Origin of the sequence: Plantactinospora sp. CA-294935, from assembly GCF_050936445.1 — a bacterium.
Lineage (GTDB): Bacteria > Actinomycetota > Actinomycetes > Mycobacteriales > Micromonosporaceae > Plantactinospora.
The window spans coordinates 3,846,542-3,861,238 of sequence record NZ_JBNJMU010000001.1 but is presented as its reverse complement, the minus strand read 5'-3'; the positions used below and the strand labels follow the sequence as shown (position 1 = coordinate 3,861,238).

At 74.7% G+C, this 14,697-nt stretch carries 12 protein-coding genes; 10 read left to right on the top strand and 2 right to left on the bottom strand.

Translation table 11 applies throughout. From position 1 onward, the window contains the following. The first annotated feature begins 1 nt into the window (after position 1). From ACQEVC_RS17345 to ACQEVC_RS17305, 9 genes are all read left to right on the top strand, one after another. Complete coding sequence (locus tag ACQEVC_RS17345; protein WP_432878510.1) at positions 2 to 475, top strand: Lrp/AsnC family transcriptional regulator; 474 nt, start codon at positions 2 to 4, stop codon at positions 473 to 475. Between the two features lie 100 nt (positions 476 to 575). Further along, entirely contained in the window at positions 576 to 1,481 is a 906-nt protein-coding gene (locus tag ACQEVC_RS17340) for a glycosyltransferase (RefSeq protein ID WP_432878508.1), read from the top strand. Positions 1,482 to 1,599: 118 nt separating this feature from the next. Continuing rightward, positions 1,600 to 2,241 (top strand): hypothetical protein, encoded by a 642-nt coding sequence (locus ACQEVC_RS17335; protein WP_432878505.1) that lies wholly within the window; start codon positions 1,600 to 1,602, stop codon positions 2,239 to 2,241. Between the two features lie 39 nt (positions 2,242 to 2,280). Then, positions 2,281 to 2,766 (top strand): hypothetical protein, encoded by a 486-nt coding sequence (locus ACQEVC_RS17330; protein WP_432878502.1) that lies wholly within the window; start codon positions 2,281 to 2,283, stop codon positions 2,764 to 2,766. Positions 2,767 to 2,772: 6 nt separating this feature from the next. Beyond that, positions 2,773 to 3,015, top strand: a complete 243-nt coding sequence (locus ACQEVC_RS17325) for a hypothetical protein (RefSeq protein ID WP_432878499.1) — start codon at positions 2,773 to 2,775, stop codon at positions 3,013 to 3,015. After that, the gene (locus ACQEVC_RS17320) at positions 3,012 to 5,204 is read left to right on the top strand and encodes a hypothetical protein (protein ID WP_432878497.1); all 2,193 of its coding nucleotides are present in this window, start codon (positions 3,012 to 3,014) and stop codon (positions 5,202 to 5,204) included. The genes ACQEVC_RS17325 and ACQEVC_RS17320 overlap by 4 nt, the downstream gene beginning before the upstream one ends. Next, entirely contained in the window at positions 5,201 to 6,412 is a 1,212-nt protein-coding gene (locus tag ACQEVC_RS17315) for a nitroreductase family protein (RefSeq protein WP_432878494.1), read from the top strand. Before ACQEVC_RS17320 ends, ACQEVC_RS17315 begins: the two co-directional genes overlap by 4 nt. Positions 6,413 to 6,424: 12 nt before the next feature. Further along, positions 6,425 to 7,621, top strand: a complete 1,197-nt coding sequence (locus ACQEVC_RS17310; protein ID WP_432878492.1) for a YcaO-like family protein — start codon at positions 6,425 to 6,427, stop codon at positions 7,619 to 7,621. 258 nt (positions 7,622 to 7,879) lie between these two features. Further along, positions 7,880 to 10,828, top strand: a complete 2,949-nt coding sequence (locus tag ACQEVC_RS17305) for an AfsR/SARP family transcriptional regulator (protein WP_432878489.1) — start codon at positions 7,880 to 7,882, stop codon at positions 10,826 to 10,828. 223 nt (positions 10,829 to 11,051) lie between these two features. Here ACQEVC_RS17305 and ACQEVC_RS17300 read toward each other — a convergent pair whose 3' ends face one another. Then, positions 11,052 to 11,957: a hypothetical protein gene (locus tag ACQEVC_RS17300; protein ID WP_432878486.1), complete on the bottom strand. Its 906-nt coding sequence runs from the start codon at positions 11,955 to 11,957 to the stop codon at positions 11,052 to 11,054. Between the two features lie 331 nt (positions 11,958 to 12,288). Here ACQEVC_RS17300 and ACQEVC_RS17295 point away from each other — a divergent pair, with 331 nt between their 5' ends. Next, on the top strand, positions 12,289 to 12,861 hold the full coding sequence (locus tag ACQEVC_RS17295; RefSeq protein ID WP_432878483.1) for a hypothetical protein: 573 nt from the start codon (positions 12,289 to 12,291) through the stop codon (positions 12,859 to 12,861). Between the two features lie 206 nt (positions 12,862 to 13,067). Here the strand turns inward: ACQEVC_RS17295 and ACQEVC_RS17290 are convergent, their stop codons facing one another. Further along, positions 13,068 to 14,249: an alanine racemase gene (locus tag ACQEVC_RS17290; RefSeq protein WP_432878481.1), complete on the bottom strand. Its 1,182-nt coding sequence runs from the start codon at positions 14,247 to 14,249 to the stop codon at positions 13,068 to 13,070. Between the last annotated feature and the right edge of the window lie 448 nt (positions 14,250 to 14,697).

Sequence of the window (14,697 nt, the reverse complement as noted above, 5' to 3'; positions counted from 1 at the left end):
GATGGCTGCGTACGACTCCACGGACCGGGCGATCCTGGACCGCCTCCAGACCGACGGGCGGATCGCCAACGTCGACCTCGCCGAGGCGGTCGCGCTGTCGCCGTCGGCCTGCCTGCGCCGGGTACGCGCCCTCGAACAGGACGGGCTGATCGCCGGTTACCGGGCCGAACTCGATCGGGCCCGGCTCGGGCTGGACCTGACGGTCTTCATCGAACTGAAGGTCGGGCAGCACTCCCGGGAGACCGCCGCCCGGATCGAGTCGGTGCTGACCGGCATTCCCGAGGTCGTCGCCTGCCACGTCATCTCCGGCTCCGCCGACTTCCTGGTCGAGGTGGCGGTGGCCAACCTCGCCGCGTACGAGCGGCTGCTGATCGACCAGATCCTGGCCATCCCGGCGGTCGTGGATACCCGCAGCACCTTCGCCATCCGCACGGTGAAGACCCGTGGACCGCTGCCGCTGGCCCAGTTGCACTAACCCAGTTGCGCTGACCCGTCCGGCTGTTTTCCGCCGGCCCGGCCATTTTCCGGCCGGCCCGGCCATTTTCCGGCCGGCGAATTCGCGGGACAATTCTCGGGTGATCTCTTTCGTGATCTGTGCCCGGGACGAACGACCGGACGTGCTCCGGCGTACCGTCGACGGGCTCCGGGCGACCAGCCCGGGCCGGGAACGCGAGATCGTGGTCGTCGACGACGGCAGTGTCGAGCCGGTCGGTTCACTGGGGCCGGGCGTGGAAATTGTTCGCAATACCGTGCCGGCCGGTGTCTCCCGGGCCCGGCGGCAGGGGTTCGCACTCGCCGGTGGAGACGTGCTGGTCTGTCTGGACGCGCATATGACCTTCGACCGGAACTGGTTGTCGCTCATGCTGGACCACGTGGATTCCGGTGCCCTGCTGTGCGCGTCGTTCTGGGACTACGAGCGTACGGTCGGCGGCTTCTACGGCGCCGACTTCGAGTGGTGCGGCGAGCGCGACTACGCCGCCGGGCGCAGCCCGGGTTTTCGGCCCCGCCACCGGGTGCGCCACCCGGGGCCGGGCGCCGCCGAGGTGCCGATGGTGCTCGGCGCCTGCTACATGATCCTGCGCAGCGGCTATCACACCCTCGGCGGCTTCTCGCCGCTCTTCCGGGTCTGGGGCGCCGACGAGCAGGACCTTTCGGCCCGGGCCTGGCTCGCCGGACTGGGCGCCCGCTGTGTCGCCGACGCCCGGGTGGGGCACCTTTCCCGAAAGACTTTCCCTTATCCGGTCTACTACGACCACGTCGAGTTCAACCAGCTCGCGTTTCTGCGCAGCGTCTTCGAGCACCGTACGGTCGAGGTGTTGCAACGGCCGTTCGAGCCGTTGTCGGACCCGGTGCGTACCTGGCTGGCGGAGGCCGGGATCGGGCAGTGGCGGACGGTCGTGCAGCGGGCCCGCCGGCTGACCGACCGGGAACTCTTCGCGCGGATTATGCCCGGCGTGACGATGCCGCTCCAACATCGTTGACGGTCCTTCGTCGGATCAGGGACACGGACGCGATTGAGTATTGATTTGACATTCGGCGAAAAATAGCTTCAGGGCGTCGCCGGCCGTCGGCCAGCGAAACGTCTGGACGGTGATCCGAATGCCCGACAGTGACTTGGCGAGAATCGCGAGAGAATCTCAGCTCGAATATCCGATAGCGACCAAGTCCGAGTTCGTCGAGCAGATGTCCCGCGCCCCGCAGGTCACATTCCGCGGCGTGGCCTACGAGACGCGGTTCGCCGCAGCGCTGATCCCCGGGTTCTTCTTTCCGATCAGCTCCGCGGAGGATCTGGTCCGGAAGACGACCGAACTACTCGCCACCCGGGGCCTGCGGGCGCCGTCGCCGCCGAGCACCGGAGCGAACCGGCGGGCCGGCGGCCGCCCCACCGGCCCGGGCAGGTCGATCGAGGAGATCCTGGCCGACCTCGAGGCCACCATCACCGACCCCACCGTCGACGAGACGGACCGCCACCGGATCGACGCCCTCGACGTGGTCACGCACGCCTTCGAGTTCGTCGGCCACCCTCGGGCACTCGACCTGTGGCGCGAGGCCGTCGCCGGCCGCTTTCCGGCCGCGACCAGGGCCACCGTCGGCACGATGCTCCGGCACATGAAGCAGGCGATCGACCGCGGCGACTGGGATGCGGTCACCGCGGTCTGCGACTGCCTGTTCGACCTCTACCACCCGGGCACCCCCCGGGTGCACGTCGGAGGCATCCGGCGCGCCGCGCCGCCTGCCTGACCACCGTCATCCGATCCGGTGACCCCAAGGAGGCCACTCGTGACGCCCAACGACTTCGAGGACTTCACCCCGGACGATCTCCGGTACCTGAACCTGGCCCTACGTGCGTTTCCGGGGGTCGCGCAGGGGCTGCGCGCCGTCGTCGACGTGGCCAGCCGGCTCCGGTTCCCGGTCGAGGAGGCCAGCACGCTCCAGGCGGCGATCGACAGCAGCGGTGTCCGGCTCGGCAGCCAGGACATCCCCGTCGAACACCTCCCGCAACTGATGCCCGAGTTCTACTTCCCGATCGAGTCCGAAGAGGACTTCGTGGCGAAGGTCGCCGACGCCTGCGCCCGGCAGCGCGAGCCGTACGGGCCGAACATGCCGGCGGTCACCCTGATGGAGGCCAAGGCGGAACGGCGCGGCGACCCACCGCAGATCGACAGGAAACAGATCCTCCAACTCGCCGGATTCCGGCCGGACGAGGCCCAGCCGGCCTCGCCCAGCGTCGGCGGACTGGCCAAGCGCGGTCGAGAGCGGAGGTGAGTCGACATGTGGATCCACGTCTTCGACTGCAACACCCAGGCACCGATCCTGAACGCCTGGTTCAGCGTGGCCGCCGCCAACGCCGGTAACGGCTGGTACGACATGTACATCGGCTACGGCCAGAACTTCGGCGTCGGCGCACCCGGCTACTACACCCTCTACGGCAACACCGACTACTACGAGTCGATGTGGGCGAGCCTCTGCCCGCAGCCCCCACCGCCACCGACCTACGGCAACTGCTGGTCATGACCACCGTCCCGTCCGCGGTGTCGGGCGGCGGCTCCGCCGTGGCTGCCCCGGGCTGGGTCCCGAGCCGCTACGGCGGGGCACTGTCGACCCGGCACGTCGCCGCGGTGGCCCGGACCGCGCTGTCGGCCCGGGGCTTCCGCCCCGACCTGGCCACGCTCGGCCGCAGCGTCGCGGCCGAGGTGGTCCGCCGGGACGAACTCGTCGGCAGCGTGCTGCCGGCCCGCTGGCCCGAACTGGACGCGGCGTGGCGGCAGACCACCGGCCCGGTGACCGAACGGCTCCCCGCGATGCTGGCGATCGGCGAACGGCACGCCCGGCTGCTGCACCGGATCGCCGGTGGTGCCGACGACGACACCGCGAGCGAGGTGGGACTGCTCGGTGGGCTGTTCAACGCCACCATCGCCACCATCGACACGGTCGGCGACGCCGGTGACCGGCGCCTTCTCGCGGCGCTGACCCCACCGGCGCTGCGGTCGCTGCTCGGCGGCGGGAACGGGCGTACGGCGACGCTCGACGCGTTCCGCCGCCGGACGTACGGGCACCCGTCGGCGCGTACCGCCGTAGAGTTGATGGGGGCCTGGACGGCGCTCGCCGGCCGGGTGTTGGGGCGGTCCGGAAACACGCCGGCCTGGACCAGGCTGCGCGGCACGCTGCACTCGCTGCTGGAGGCGCAGCGCGCGGTGACCGGTGCGGGCGCTCAGGGCGGTCCGGGCGGCACCGCACGGGACGTACCCGGACTGCTGGCCGCCACCTGGCTCAAGTCGGCGGGGCCCTCGACGGCGATCGCCCAGATGGTGGCCCTGGCCCACCGTGCCGACGACCCGCCGCCGCAGATCCTGCACCGGGCCGCCCGGCGGCTCGGCCTGGTCTTCTGCCTCGCCGACGACCTGGCCGACCTGGTGGACGATGCCCGCGCGGGTCGGCCCAACCTGCACCTGCTGCGCGGCTGGCCGGACGGTGGCTGGCTCTCCGACCCGGCCGTCTACGCCACCATCGACCGGGCCGCCGCCGAACTCGGCGCGATCGTCCGGCCGACCGGCGGGACCGACGACGAGTTCGCCGCCGAGGTGGCAACCCGGTGGCTGCGCTGGGACGAGGACGAACGCCGGGCCGCACCGCCGGTCGAGTTGGCCGGCGCCGACGGCCGGGCGGCCCGGGCGGCGGTGACCCGGCTGCTGGTCGACCGGGCCGGCGGCCACCCCGGGGCACGGCACGCGCTCACCCTGCCGCGCGGCCGGGTCGGCGCCGAGCGGACCGAGACCCACTCCGACCTGGTCTTCGCCCGGGCGGTCGCCCTCGACGCGCTGGTCGACGCGTACGACGCGGGGCTGCCGGTCCCGCACGGCGTGCTCTGCGCCGAGGCCGTCGGACTGCTGCTCGGCAAGCACCCCGACGTGCGGGGCGGCTGGAACTACCTGCGCAGCCTCCCCGAGTTGCCACCGGACACCGACGACCTGGCCCAGGTGATGCAGGCCCTCGCCCGGCTGGGCGGCCGGCCGCTCGCCGCCGCCTGCGACGAGGCGGTCCGGGTCGCCCTGGACGGCGGCGACGGCAGCGGGGCGGTACCGACCTGGATCGTCGACCACCGCCGGGGCGGTGCGCGGGACGTCGAGATGGCCCGGTACGTCGAGGTCGTCGGCGGTGGCGGCGCGCATCCCGAGGTGGTCGCCAACCTGCTCGTCGCGCTGCACCGCACCGATCCGATCCGGTACGGCCGGGTCGTCGCCGCCGGTGCCCGCTACCTGGCCGGTGCCCAGCAGCCCGACGGCTCCTGGACCAGCGCCTGGTACGCCGGTCCGTACTACGGCACGTTCCGCGCCTCGACGGTGCTGGCGGCGGTGCCCGGCTGGCCGGAGCAGTGCGGCCGGGCCCGGGACTTCCTGCTGGCGCGGCAACACCCCGACGGCGGCTGGGACGACGGTGACCGGGCGAGCCTGTCCACCGCGTTCGCCGTACTCGGGCTCTGCGCCCTCGACCCGCACGGATGCCGGGACGCGATCGCCGGCGGAGCCGGGTGGTTACGGGCCGGTCAGCGGGTCGACGGCGGCTGGCCGGCCGGGCCGTGGATCGAGTTCCCGACCCGGGACGGCAGGGTGTCGTACCGGAGCCCGACGGCCACCGCCGCGTTCTGCCTCCAGGCGTTGCTGGCGGCGGCCCGGGCGGGCGGGACCGCGGCGGTGCCGCCGTGACCGCGCTGGCCCGGCTCGCCGACGACATGGCGGTACTGGTCCGGGACGGCGACGCGGTGCTGCTGCGGGACGGTGCCGAGGTGCTGCACGTACCCGGTGCGGGTCCGGCCGCCGAGTGGCTGGCCGGATGGTCGACCAGACCGTGGCCACGGCGGGAGCTGGCCGGGGCACCGACGGCGGTACGGCACCTGCTGGCACTGCTGGAGCGGCACGGTGCGGTGCTCGCCGACCCGCTGACCGGACACCTGCTGGACCTGCACGGCCGGACCGTCGGAGGTCACCTGGAGCTGCCTGCGGTGCCTGGCGCCGACAGCGCCTTCCTGGCCCGGGAGGCCGGTACCGGGCCGATCGTCCGGCTGCCGCCGCCCGCACCGGGTGCCGCGCCGCTCGGCCGGGCGCTGCGGGACCGGCGCTCCGCCGGGCGTTTCGGCACCGGACCGGTCCCGCTGGCGATGCTCGGCACCCTCCTCGGCGCCGGCGCGGGGACGACCGGCACCGCCGACACCGGCCCGGAAACGAACGGCACCGCCGGCCTGCCTGCCGCACCGAACGGCACCGCAAACACGCACGCCGCACCGAACGCCACCGCCGACACGCACGCCGCGCCGAACGCCACCGCCGGCGCCGATCCGGGTGGGCCGACGACACCGGGCGGTGGGGCGGGCGGGGTGGTGGAGCGGGTCGGCGGGGCGGCCGGGAGCGAATGGGCGGGGCCGGGCCGGACATATCCGTCCGGTGGCCGGCTCTACCCGGTCGAGACGCACGTGGTGGCGGTCCGGGTCGCGGGGCTGCCAGCCGCCGGATACCGGTACCTGCCACTCGCGCACGCGCTGTCCCGCCGGGCGGCGGCGACCCCGATGACGGAACCGGCCCGATGGCTGCCGGACCTGCCACCGGGCGACACCGCCGCGGTCGTACTGCTCACCGTCGACTTCGCCCGGCCGAGCCTGGCCCGGTACGGCGGCAGGGCGTACCGGCTCGCGCTGCTGGAGGCCGGGCAGATCGCACAGAACCTGCTGCTGCTCGGCACCGTGCTCGGCGTCGCCGGGCGGCCGTACTGCGGGTACGACGAGAAGGCGGCGGCCGGAGCGGCCGGGCTGGCGTACCCGACCGAGACCGTGGTGTACGCCATCGCGTTCGGCCCCGCCCCGGACACCCCTGACGGCGGGCGGACCGCCGAGCCGGTGCCGCCAGACGGGCGGTCCTGAGTGGACGGGCGGGTGGCGGAGCTGGTCCGGCGGCTCGGCATGGTGGTCAGCGACGGTACCCGCACCGGCCCGGTACGCCCGGCGGCCGCCACGGCGCACGCCAGGATCGCCGTCGGCGGGCAGGTCGTCGACGGTTTCGGCGCCGCGCCCACCCCGGCGCACGCCCGGCTGGTGGCCGCGCTGGAGTGCGCCGAACGCTGGGCACAGTTCGGCCGCTGCGCTGCCTCGGTGACCCGGGACAGCTACGCGGGGCTGGGCGACGTGGCGCTGTACCCGCCCGACCTCGGCCTCTACGCCCCGGCCCAGTACCGGCAGCCCGGCTTCGGGCTCGCCGCCTTCGACGCGCGGGCGCCGCTGGAGTGGCTGCCGGTCGCCGACCTGGTCACCGGGGCCCGGCGGCTGGTGCCGGTGGAGTTCGTCCATCCGCGCGCCCCGCTCGGCCGGCCCGCACTCGTCGCCGAGACGTCGAGCGGATCGGCCGCGCACACCGAGCCGGGCCGGGCCCGCCTGGCGGCACTCTGCGAGGTGGTGGAGCGGGACGCGGCGATGCTGCTCTGGCACCGCCGCCCGGCCGCACCCGTCGTACCCCTCGGGGAGCTGCCGGAGGCCGCGGCCCGGGCCATGGCCGAACTGGCCCGGACCGGTTACGTCGGCCGGGTGGCCCGGGTCGACCGGGACATCGCCGTCCCCACCTTCCTGGCGATCGCGCTGCGCGGCCGGGCCTTCCGGTACGGGTTGGGGACCCATCCGGATCCAGACGCGGCGGCGGAGCACGCCGTCGTCGAACTGGGCTCCGCGCTGCGTCCCGGGGCGCGGACGGGCCGCTATCCGCACCTGCCGCTCGACCAGGTACGCCGGGCCGAGCAGCATGCGGCGCTCTACGACGACGGGCCGCTGCACGACGTGCTCCGGGCGTTCCTCGCGGACACCCTCGTCTCCGGCACCGGCCGCAGCCGGCCCGGCCCAAGTCCGGGCCACGCGCTCGACACAGTGCTCGGGGTCCTCGGCGGGAATGGGCTGTCCGGCTACTCCTGCGACCTGACCCCGCCGGAGCTGGCCGACTGCGGCATCTCCGTGGTGCGGGTCCTCGTCCCCGGCCTCATCCCGCTCTCCTTCGGCTACCGGCGCCTCCGGCTCGGCTGCGCACGCCTGGTCGGCGACACCGCCCCGGGTCGGTTCAGCACCCTGCTGCCGCACTTCATGTGCTGACCGTGCCCAGCGCCGCCGGCCGCCGGCCGCCGGCCACGCCACCCGCCGGCCAAGCCACCGGCCGGCGAGGCCGGCGCGTCCCGGTGACCGGCCGGGGACGGTGACCGGGCGGGGACGGTGACCGGGCGGGGACGGTGACCGGGCGGGGACGGTGACCGGGCGGCAGTCGCGAAATAGGCTGCTGGGTGCGGGTACGGTGCGGCATCCTGCTGTCACGGCGTCACGGAACGTGGCCCGGGTCAGGAGGTACGGCCGGCAATGGCGGTGGAGCTGCTGCTCTTCGGCGACGTGCGGGCCCGGGTCGACGGGCGGCAGGTCGATCTCGGGCACGCGCGGCAGCGGTGCGTACTGGCGGCGCTGCTGGTCGACGCCAACCGGATCGTGCCGGCCGACCGGCTGCTGGACCGGGTGTGGGGCGAGCAGCGGCCCCGGCACGCCCGCAACGCCCTGTCCGGGTACGTGTCCCGGTTGCGTACCCTGCTCGGCGGCAGCGGCGGGCTCGCGATCACCCGCCGGTCCGACGGGTACCTGTTGACTGTCGACCCGGACGCGGTCGACCTGCACCGGTTCCACCGGCTGCTCGCCCGGGCCCGCGCCCTCGCCCGGCCCGAGGGGCCGCGCACCAGCGGCGGAACGCCGGCGGCGCACACCGGCGGGGAAACCGCGGCGGCACTGTTCGAAACGGCGCTGTCGCTGTGCCGGGGCGAACCCTTCGGCAGCCTCGACACGCCCTGGCTGGCCGGGATCCGTACCGCGCTCGCGGCCGAGCGGCTGGCCGCCGAACTCGACCTGGCCGATCTCGCCCTGGCCGCCGGCCGGCATGCCGAACTCCTCGGTGGGCTGGCCGCCCGCGCCGCCGCGTACCCGTTCGACGAGCGGATCGCCGGGCAGGTGATGACCGCGCTGTACCGCTGTGGCCGGCAGGCCGACGCGCTCCGGCACTACCAGGACGTCCGGTCCCGGCTGGCCGAGGAGCTGGGCATGGACCCGGCGCCGACGCTGCAACGGCTCCACCAGCGGATCCTGACCAGCGACCCGGCGCTGGAGAGCCCGCCGGTGCCGGCCCCGGAACCGGCACCGGCCGGCACCGCCGCGACTGGAGCGCCGTCCGTGCCGCGGCAACTGCCGGCGCCGCCGGCCGCGTTCACCGGCCGGGAGTACGAGCTGACCGAGCTGGACGGGCTCGTCGACCCGGGCCCGGGCATCGGCGCCACGGCCGTGGTCTCCGGCTCCGCCGGGGTGGGCAAGAGCGCGCTCGCGGTGCACTGGGCACACCGCAGCGCCGGCCGCTTCCCCGGCGGGCAGCTCTACGTCAACCTGCGCGGTTTCGACCCGGACGGCGTGGTGGTGGACCCGGCGGAGGCGGTGCGCGGCTTCCTCGACGCGTTCGGCGTCGCCGCCCGGCGGATACCGGTCGGGCTCGCCGCGCAGACCGCGCTCTACCGCAGCCTGGTTGCCGGCCGGCGGATGCTGGTCGTCCTCGACAACGCCCGGGACGCCGCGCAGGTGCGCCCGCTGCTGCCCGGCGCACCCGGCTGCGCCACCGTGGTGACCAGCCGGAACCGGCTCGCCGGCCTGGTCGCGATCGACGGTGCCAGGCCGGTCACCGTCGACCTGTTCCGGCCGGCCGAGGCCCGCCGCTTCCTGGCCCGGCGACTCGGCGCCGACCGGGTGGCCGACGAGCCGGCCGCGGTGGACGAGATCGTGGCCAGGTGTGCGCGACTGCCGCTGGCGCTGGCCGTGGTGGCCGCCCGGGCCGCCGCCCACCAGGGCTTCCGCCTCGCCGACCTCTCCGCCGAGCTGCGGACCGCCGGCGGCAGCCTCGACCCGTTCGACGGCGGCGAACCGGCGGCGGACGTCCGGGCGGTCTTCTCCTGGTCGTACCGGGCGCTGCACCCCACCGCCGCACGACTGTTCCGGCTGGTCGGGCTGCACCCCGGAGCGGAGTTGACCGCGCCGGCCGTGGCCAGCCTCGCCGGCCTGCCGGTGGGGGCGGCACGCCGGTCGCTGACCGAACTGGCCCAGGCGCACCTGCTCGACGAACGGTCGCCGGGCCGGTACGCCAGGCACGACCTGCTGCGGGCGTACGCCGCCGAACGGGCCGAGGTGGAGGAGACCGCCACCGACCGGCGTACGGCGGCCAACCGGCTGCTCGACCACTACCTGCACACCGCGTACGCGGCCGACCGGCTGCTCTATCCGCACCGGGATCCGATCGTGCTGGCCGAGCCGGTGCCGGGTGCCGGGCCCGAGTCCTTCGCCGACCAGGCCGGGGCGAGAGCGTGGCTGCGCGCCGAGCACCCGACCCTGCACGCCCTGGTCGACTGGGCGGGCCGGACCGGGTTCGACCGGCACTGCTGGGAGCTGGCCTGGAGCCTGACCAGCTTCTTCAACCTCAGCGGGTACTGGCACGACCAGGTCGCCGTGCAGAGTACCGCGCTGGAGGCGGCGGGCCGGATCGGCGACGAGGCGGCGCAGGCGCACGTACACCGGAATCTGGGCCGGGCCCAGACCCAGCTCGGCCGCCTCGACCAGGCCCGGACCCACCTCGCCGAGGCGGCGCGGCTGTTCGTCGCGGTCGGCGACCGCGCCAACCAGGCGCAGACGCAGGTGAACATCGCGCGGATCCTGGAACAGCAGGGTCGTGACCTGGCTGCGCTGCACCACGACCGGCGCTCGCTCGACCTCTATCGCGAGGCCGGTCACCTGACCGGACAGGCCCGGTCGCTGAACAACATCGCCTGCATGCTGACCCGGCTCGGCGAGTACGACCAGGCCCGGGAGCTGTGCCGGCAGGCGCTCCGGCTCAACGAGGAGATCGGCAACCGGCACGGGGCGGCAACGAACTGGCAGAGCCTCGGCTATCTCGAATGCGCCGCCGGGGCGTTCGGGGCGGCCGTCGCCGGCTGCCGTCGCGCGCTCGACCTCTTCGCCGAGGTCGGCGACCGGGCCGGCGCCGCCGAGACGCTGACCTGCCTCGGCGAGGCGCTGGACGGCGGCGGCGAGATCCCCGCCGCCGTGCAGGCGTGGACACGTGCCCTGGTGCTGTACGACGAGATGGGCCATCCGGACGCCGACCGGGTCCGCCGGCTCCTGCTCGGGGTGCAGGAGGCCGGCCGGGTGCAGAGCGTACTCTCCGCGGGTACCGCCGTCCGTGCCGCCGGACGGCCGGACGCCGCCGGGCCGGGCCGGCCTCCGGGAAGCTGACGGCGGCCAGCCGGCGCCCATGGCTGCCGACCGGCCGTACCGGAGCTGACGGCGGCCAGCCGGCGCCCGTGCCTGCCGACCGGCCGTACCGGAAGCCGCTCCGCCCGGACCGGAAGCCGCTGCGCCCGGACCGGAAGCCGCTGCGCCCGGACCGGAAGCCGCTGCGCCCGGACCGGAAGCCGCTGCGCGGGCCGCCGCCCTGGTCGGCGACGGCCCGCTCGGGTCAGGAGGCACAGATCGCCTGGCTGACGATGAAGTCCCAGTCCTGGCTGACCGGAGTGTTCTCCACCGCGAACGCCTCGACGTCGTCGAGCGCGTTGGCCGGGTAGACCACCTGGAGGGACACGCCACCGGGGGCGGTGTCGGAGATCGCCGCACCCGCACCGTGCACCCGGGTACCGCTCGGGCAGTGCGCGAACGCGATCTTCTCCGACTCCGAGTCGCTCTGCGCCGAGGCGGTGGTGACCACCTGGTAGCCGGCCGGCTGGTTCACGCAGACCGCGTACGCGTCCACGGTCCAGTTGCCGGCGTAACCGTCCGCGTCCTCGTGCGCGGTCGCCCGGAAGATGTCGCCGCTGGCCGAGGCCCGGGACACCTGGAGTGCCACGTCACGCCCCGGGTTGACGATCCGGGCGCCCCCGCCGAGGGCCCGCCTCGTGCCGCAGACCGCCCGCGCCTCCAACTCGACCGGAGACGAGGTCGCCGAGTTCTGGGTACCCACGACGCCGTAGCCGGAGAGTCCGGACGGGCTGGCGCAGATGGCGTACGCCTGCACCCACCAGTCGCCGGTCATCGCGGCCGTGGTCTCCGAGCCGGTCACCACGTAGCTGTCCCGGGTACCGTCGGTGCGGTGCTCCGGGAAGAGCTGCACCAGGGTCACCTTGGCGCTGTCTGCGGCGGCCACCGCGAAGGCCCATCCTCCGCCGCCGATCACCCACTTGCCGGCCGGGCACTGGGCCCGGGCGGTGTGGGTCTGCTGCGAGTCGATCGCCGACAGCGGCGACGTCACCTTCTCGATGCCGGTCACCGCCGCGGCCGGGCCGGCGCCGGCAAGCTGGATCCCGGCCTGGGCGGCCACCGCCATCGCGGCGGCACCGGCCAGGGCGAACCAGCGGTTCGTGCGAGTCATCGCCTTGTTCCCTTCTCGTTCCGGGTCGACGGTCGGCCCGGGCAACTGCCGACAACGGTGGCCGGCGAGGTTTCGGCAACTCTTCGGTGACGATGAAGTGGCAGGTCACTGGCCTGTTTCGGAGCGGAGCCGACGAACCGAAGACCGCGCTGATCGTCCCGGGACGGCATGAAGCCGATCTGAAGCCGCCGACCGTCAGACTCAGCGGGCGGAGGTAGCCGGTCGGCGGCGAAACCGGGGACACGGACGGAGCCGGTCGGCGGCGAAACCGGACCGCTACCCCGGTCGGAGGGACGGACCGGAGAACTGCCGGCGGTAAGGAGGCCAGGGCGTGGATCGCTCGTCGGTAGGTACCGCCCGGGCCGGGGGGCCGCGCTGGCACGCCGTCCTGCACCGCTGGCCGAGCCTGCTCGGACTGGCGGTCGCCGTACCGCAACTGGTGCTCGGCGCGGATCACGAGTCGGTGGCCATCGTGGTCGGTGTGGCCACGCTCTGCTACCTCGGCGCCGCCGCGTTCGACCGACCGTGGGTGGCCTGGGCGGGAATTCCGGGCGGGAGCCTGGTGATCGCGGTCAGCAAGATCACCGGACTGGCCTGGTGGGCCGGTCTCGGCATCGCGGCGGTCGCGCTGGTCCTGGTCGGCCTGCTCGGCCGGGCACCCCGTCCCGCGTTCACCGCGCAGGTCGGGGCCCTGATCGGGTACGGCGGCCTCGCCGTGGCCACGCTCGCCGTCGCGCCCCGCGCCGGACTCGTACTGGCCGGCCTGCTACTGGCGAGCCACGCGGTGTGGGACCTCGTCCACTACCGACGCAACCAGGTCGTACCCCGGTCGCTGGCAGAGTTCTGCATGCTGCTGGACGTGCCGTTGGGGCTCGGAGTCGTCGTCCTCGCCTTCCTCGACTGATCGGCCACCGGGCGGCGGTCGGGGCCGGCAACTCCCGGCAGCCGGGTCAGGAATCCGGGTCAGGAATCCGGGTCAGCCGACCCCACCCCGTGGCTCGGGCCGGCACCGGTGGCGCACCGGCCAGTTGCACCGATATTCATCTACCCCGGTCGGCGGCGGGGAGCCGGCCTGCCGGGCCGTGCTGACGCGGGTGACGACCGCCTCGGCTACCAGCCGCGCAGCCGGGGCCAGATCTCCGTGACGGTGCCGGTGGCCGGGTCGAGCACCAGGTACTCGTCGTGCTGGGCGGCGGTCGCGCAGGCATGGATCGGCAAGATCCGAACCCGGGTACCGACCGGAAGGTCGGGCAGCGCGGCGGGGCTGCCCGGGCGGACGGTGAGGATGCCGTGTTCCTGGCTGGCGTCGGTCATCACCAGGTCCGGATAGAGCGGCCCGTCGAGCCGGGCGACCAGGCCGTAACCCTGGTCGACCGGCTGCGCGGAGGTGCCCCGGTCGCGCGAGGTGGCCATCCAGCCGCCGTCGGTGACGATCCAGCCCTTCTCCGGCTGGTGCCCGATGACCGTCACCACGACGGACATCGCCAGGTCGTCGACGGTGCAGACGCCGATCCCGGCCATCACCAGGTCGAAGAAGACGAAGTTTCCGGCCCGGACCTCGGTGACCCCGGTGAGGTCGGCCGCGAAGTGCGCGGTCGGGGTCGAGCCGACGCTCACCACCGGCGCGGCGAAGCCGGCGGCCCGGAGCCCGGCGGCGGCCCGGACACCGCTGGCCCGCTCGTTCTCCGCCGCCGCGACCAGTTCCGCCCGGGAGCGGCTGTGGTAGGACCCGCCCGCGTGCAGCAGCACACCTCGGGTTTCGGCTCCGCCCCGCTCCAGCGTCTCGGCGATCCGCACCGCCGTCGGGTCGTCCGGGCGCAACCCGCCCCGGTGCCCGTCGCAGTCGATCTCGATCAGCGCCGGGACGCGTACCCCGGTCCGGGTCGAGACGGCGGCCACCGCCTCGGCCTGGGCGACGCTGTCGAGCAGCACCTGGAGCTGCACCCCGGCGCGGTGCAGCGCCACCACCCGGTCCAGCTTCTGCGGGGCGAGCCCGACGGCGTACAGGATGTCGGTGTAGCCCTGCGCGGCGAAGACCTCCGCCTCGCGCAGCGTCGACACGGTGATCGGCCCCGGCTCGCCGTCGAAGAGCAGCCGGGCGACCGCCAGCGACTTCGCCGTCTTGACGTGCGGCCGCAGCGGGGTGCCCAACCCGACCAGCCGGGAGCGGAGCCGCACGATGTTCCGGCCCACCCGCTCCGGGTCGACCACCAGGAACGGGGTCTCGGGCTGGCCCTCGGCGGGCCGGGCCTCGCCGGTCGGCGCCGGACGGGTGTCACTGGTCAGGGGCACGACGACTCTCCTCCGCGTTGCGCGGCCAAGTCTAGGCGGACCGCCGCGGTCCGGGCCGGACCCGCCCACTGCCCGGGTGCCCCGCCCACTGCCCGGGTGCCCCGCCCACTGCCCGGGTGCCCCGCCCACTGCCCGGGTGCCCCGCCCACTGCCCGGGTGCCCCGCCCGCACCCGTCCCGGGCAACCTCACGTCAGCGGGTCGCCGCCAACCCGTCGACCGGAGTTCCCTGCCCGGATCGACTGATCGCCCCGACCCACGAGCGGCTCCCGGACACCCGCTGGTCTGCTCCGGCTGTCATCGCCGCTCCTTCGTTCGTCGGATCGGTCCGCCCTCCGGTCGTCCGCCCTCCGGTCGTCGGTCCGACGGCGCCCTGTCACGGCGCGCGCCGGGCACGGGCTCAGGTTGGCGCTCCTGCGCGGGCCACGCCCGGGAACGGAGTCGGATGCG

Coding starts and splice junctions, on each gene's coding strand:
- ACQEVC_RS17345 (WP_432878510.1), top strand. CDS start 2: ATGGCTGCGTACGACTCCACGGACCGGGCGATCCTGGACCGCCTCCAG.
- ACQEVC_RS17335 (WP_432878505.1), top strand. CDS start 1,600: ATGCCCGACAGTGACTTGGCGAGAATCGCGAGAGAATCTCAGCTCGAA.
- ACQEVC_RS17325 (WP_432878499.1), top strand. CDS start 2,773: ATGTGGATCCACGTCTTCGACTGCAACACCCAGGCACCGATCCTGAAC.
- ACQEVC_RS17320 (WP_432878497.1), top strand. CDS start 3,012: ATGACCACCGTCCCGTCCGCGGTGTCGGGCGGCGGCTCCGCCGTGGCT.
- ACQEVC_RS17305 (WP_432878489.1), top strand. CDS start 7,880: ATGGCGGTGGAGCTGCTGCTCTTCGGCGACGTGCGGGCCCGGGTCGAC.
- ACQEVC_RS17300 (WP_432878486.1), bottom strand. CDS start 11,957: ATGACTCGCACGAACCGCTGGTTCGCCCTGGCCGGTGCCGCCGCGATG.